4 protein-coding genes and 2 pseudogenes are annotated in these 3,565 nt (G+C 41.4%); 3 read left to right on the forward strand and 3 right to left on the reverse strand.

Features of this window, described 5'->3' with window-relative positions; genetic code table 11:
- Window positions 1–214 precede the first annotated feature (214 nt).
- The gene (locus tag F6K37_RS45825) at window positions 215–394 is read left to right on the forward strand and encodes a hypothetical protein (RefSeq protein WP_502887801.1); all 180 of its coding nucleotides are present in this window, start codon (window positions 215–217) and stop codon (window positions 392–394) included.
- Between the two features lies 1 nt (window position 395).
- Here the strand turns inward: F6K37_RS45825 and F6K37_RS34970 are convergent, their stop codons facing one another.
- The 3 genes from F6K37_RS34970 to F6K37_RS34980 form a co-directional block, all read right to left on the reverse strand.
- Window positions 396–797, reverse strand: coding sequence for a transposase (locus F6K37_RS34970; protein WP_287255443.1), 402 nt, complete (start codon window positions 795–797; stop codon window positions 396–398).
- A 78-nt stretch (window positions 798–875) separates the two neighbouring features.
- Window positions 876–1,966, reverse strand: a protein-coding gene (locus tag F6K37_RS34975) for an ISKra4 family transposase (RefSeq protein WP_287255444.1) whose coding sequence is annotated in 2 segments (ribosomal slippage) — window positions 876–1,804 and window positions 1,804–1,966 — 1,092 coding nt in all. Because the reading frame shifts where the segments join, the coding sequence is not laid out codon by codon here.
- A 407-nt stretch (window positions 1,967–2,373) separates the two neighbouring features.
- Window positions 2,374–2,517, reverse strand: coding sequence for a hypothetical protein (locus F6K37_RS34980; protein ID WP_287255445.1), 144 nt, complete (start codon window positions 2,515–2,517; stop codon window positions 2,374–2,376).
- 165 nt (window positions 2,518–2,682) lie between these two features.
- Between F6K37_RS34980 and F6K37_RS34985 the strand changes: the two are divergent.
- Both F6K37_RS34985 and F6K37_RS34990 read left to right on the forward strand, forming a co-directional pair.
- Window positions 2,683–2,913: pseudogene (locus tag F6K37_RS34985) on the forward strand (hypothetical protein); the annotation flags it as partial.
- A gap of 107 nt (window positions 2,914–3,020) precedes the next feature.
- A pseudogene (locus tag F6K37_RS34990) lies at window positions 3,021–3,293 on the forward strand (RNA-guided endonuclease TnpB family protein); the annotation flags it as partial.
- Between the last annotated feature and the right edge of the window lie 272 nt (window positions 3,294–3,565).

Raw genomic sequence — 3,565 nt, forward strand, 5'->3', positions numbered from 1 at the left:
AACGTTCCATTATCATGCGGTATATGCTTCTGGTTACGCATTACCCTCTAGCTGTGAGACATAACAATTCGGGAGTACCTCAGCTTGTGAGCCGTTGATATCCATCTCGTTATGCCCCTTTGGGTGGAAACTTCGCTTGAACCCTAGCTGATCGGAAGGTTACGGAACCTTCACTCCTTTGAGCGCCTTCTTCGGTCGCCCAGATGGTTCGATTATGACTTATTCGGAACGGCTTCACCCGTGGGTGATCATTAGGCTGTTACCACAAATGCAGCGAGTTGTTGTTGCTCGCTTTCGCAATCGGTCAGATGCCGAGGGACATTTGTGGGGAGCATCCCATTTTGGAAAAAAGGGAACCTTTATTCGCGAGTATTCATCGCGAATAATACCCTAACTTAGATATCTTCTTGCTCGGAGTCGAAAGAAATATCTAGTAAGCTATTTTTGAGTGAATCAATGTTTTTTTGTAATTCGGAAACTATGCTTCTTCTGGCTACACCCATCACCCCAGGGACATGGGCTTCACTTCCAGCCTTCCCCAAATGCTTATATTTACTTAGCTTGGGGGTATCACCCCTGGTGGGAAAGGTGGGTGAAGGAGCTTGTAGTTTATAGTACCAGTAGGCTTTCTGGGACTGTCGGACTTGATAACGCGCTACCCAAGCATCTTCCGGGGCGAGTTCCCCTTGACGCTCGAAGAAATTTTTGTAAGTTTCAAGACTAGCAATCGCCGTCTGTAAACGAGTTATTCTCTCTAGTTTATTCTGTTGTAATTTACTGGAAACTCTTCTGCCCATTACTCTCAATAGACCTCCAACATCTATTCGCGATTATAACTCGCAAATATTGTCAAATTCGAGAGGCTTTGTAAGGGCTTAAATAGCTAGTTGACCGTTGAGATAGGCACAACGCAGTTGTAAGATATTAGCGACATTCTTTCTTAGCCACTGGGCTCCGCTTAGTTTAACTCGGTGGCTAATTTGTTTGACAGCTGATTCCACTGCACCGCTTCCAATTGAACAAATTTGCTGTTCTTGAAAATAGTGATAATTGATTAACCGTTTCTGGTGTTTTTTGAGATAGTGAAGAAAGTTAGTTCCTCCCAGTGGCTGAGCTGACTTCAACAACTTCTTAGCCTCGGATACATTTCCCATCCAGAGGTAAGCCTCCAACTGTTCTTTGGTTGATTTATTTGTTTCTATTTTATGAAGATTTTCCATCAGGTGATACCAGTCCAAGATTTCAATTCGATGCTGATGCTCACCAATTTCAGCAAATATGTTCCAGATTCCATCATGTCCGTCTCCCAAGCAGTAGAAGGGTAAGGTCAACTGTTGACTATTTATCCAATCGGTTAAAGAGAGATTGTCTTGAAAGAATGCTCCGTAATAAATCCCTTGTAAGCGAGCTGTTTTGTATTCTTGCCAAAAACTAGCTTGTCCTTTGATTTCCGTCCTCAGGCGGATTTTTCCTCCATCGACACTAACCTCAGATAACCCTTGTTTTAGATCAGGAAGTGGTAACTCAATTTGGTTAACCTTTCGTTCGCGTAGCGTGGCCTTTGGCCAATGATGAGTGGAATGACCAACTTTGAGTCCCGTTAAGAGATATAAGTCCTGCTCTGCATCTTGATAAGATTCATTAGCACTCAAGAGGAGACAGCATTTTTCCAGCAGAGGGCTATGGCGCGTTAATGGTTCTATTCCCAAAGCATCTGCTTGTTTTTTGGTAATCTTCAGTTTTCCCAGACAGCTTTTAATGGTTCGGGTTTTTCCTCGTTGGGTATTGGTCTTTTTGGCGATCAAAAAAGGGCAATTTTGGGACTGACCTGTTCTAATACCTGGTTTCTGACTGCAATTTCGAGATCAGCTAAGGTTTCCAAACTATCTGTGTCAGTATTGTTGTACAAGATCTCACTGGCTCGTCTTAAACAAGCTTCCAGCTCTTCCCGTTCGGATGGAGTCATAAGTAAAGTGTATGAACATCTACTTCTTTATTATGCCAGTCTGAGTAGTTCAGCACCACACTGGTGATTTAATTCGCGATTAATAGTCGCGAATTAAAAATCAACCCTTTCCTTGTATTTTCCAAAATGGGATGCTCCCCATTTGTGGGCCTTGAAACGATTAATGCCGGATGCTAAACTTATAATTATTTTTGATGTTGGTAAGAATCCAATTGATCAGGAATCGTAAATTATAAATAGTAGGGAATAGGGAATAGGTAACAGGGGTCAATAGAGAGATTATCTAGGAAAATGTTGCTATATTTTTTGATAACTGATTGTAGTGTTTATCGCAGTTATGAGGTACAGTCTTCTTTGACCTTGATTCCCTTTTAGGTGCGCTTGACCCGTAATTAAATTCGCCTAGGTCAAGCGCACCTCTTGATTAAGCGATCGCTATTCCCGATTCCCGATTCCCGATTCCCGACAACTGCAGCAAAGTCTAATAGAAAAGGCGTTGCATGCAACGCCTGAAAATAGTCCCCGTTCAAGGATATTGTCGTAACTTTCATTTGTTGATTTACTCGGAAATCAAACACTGAAAGCCCCGCATCGTTATTATCCGGGATGAAAGCGACCAGCGAGTTTAGTCGCCGTGTCACATTTATTTTGTTTGTAATTGACATATTACGCTAACCGTGTTAGCGTAATTATATAACAGAAGAGGTCGAGTTCTGATGATCATACTTGAGTTTAAAGCCTACGGTAAACCGCATCAATATCAAGCTATAAACGAAGCAATTCGGACGGTTAAATTTATCCGGAATAGCTGCATTCGTTTATGGATAGATAACAAAGGGACAGGGAAATACGACCTTAGCAAGTACTGCAAAATACTAGCTAAAAAATTCCCGTTTGCCAATGAACTAAACTCTACTGCTCGACAAGCTGCGGCTGAAAGAGCATGGTTAGAAGTTACCGTAAGAAGAGTGGAGCCTTTATAGGCGACAGGCTATGCAAAAAAGGGTTAAAACTCATGAAATAAGGCTCCACTCTTCTAAGGTTTCATCTCCGGTCATCAATTTCTTGCTTCTTTGAAAACTGCAAGAAAAAAGTACCTGGGAAGAAAGGCTATCCTCGTTTTCAGAAACACTGTAGGTCGGTTGAGTATAAGCAATCAGGATGGAAACTTTCCCCTGACAAGAAAACAATTACATTCAGTGACAAGAAAGGAATAGGGAAGTTAAAACTCAAGGGTACCTGGGACTTATGGCGCTTTGACAAAAAGCAAATCAAACGGGTTCGCATTTTTAAAAGGGCTGATGGTTATTATGTTCAGTTTTGCATCGTGCGATTCGTTAGCTAGAAACCATACCTAATAAAGGTTTGGGGGATTAGCTGCTTGGTCAAAAGAACCATGATAACTTGATAACCATGATGGTGTAAATCCATCCCTCACGGAATCTGAGTGACAACCCTACCCTGATTTATGAAGCTAAGCTGTTGCGCATTTAAACTGTGATAACAGCATTGCCTTTGTTTTTTATTTTTCGTACCCATTTTATAATTAACCCTCCTTCATTTAAAAGATGATTTAACAAACATTCTAATTCTTCAATT

This window comes from Moorena sp. SIO4E2, assembly GCF_010671945.1.
GTDB lineage: Bacteria > Cyanobacteriota > Cyanobacteriia > Cyanobacteriales > Coleofasciculaceae > Moorena > Moorena producens.

What these genes read in the sequence shown, in the direction of transcription:
- F6K37_RS45825 (WP_502887801.1), top strand. Translation starts at nt 215, where the DNA reads ATGACTTATTCGGAACGGCTTCACCCGTGGGTGATCATTAGGCTGTTA.
- F6K37_RS34970 (WP_287255443.1), bottom strand. Translation starts at nt 797, where the DNA reads ATGGGCAGAAGAGTTTCCAGTAAATTACAACAGAATAAACTAGAGAGA.
- F6K37_RS34980 (WP_287255445.1), bottom strand. Translation starts at nt 2,517, where the DNA reads ATGAAAGTTACGACAATATCCTTGAACGGGGACTATTTTCAGGCGTTG.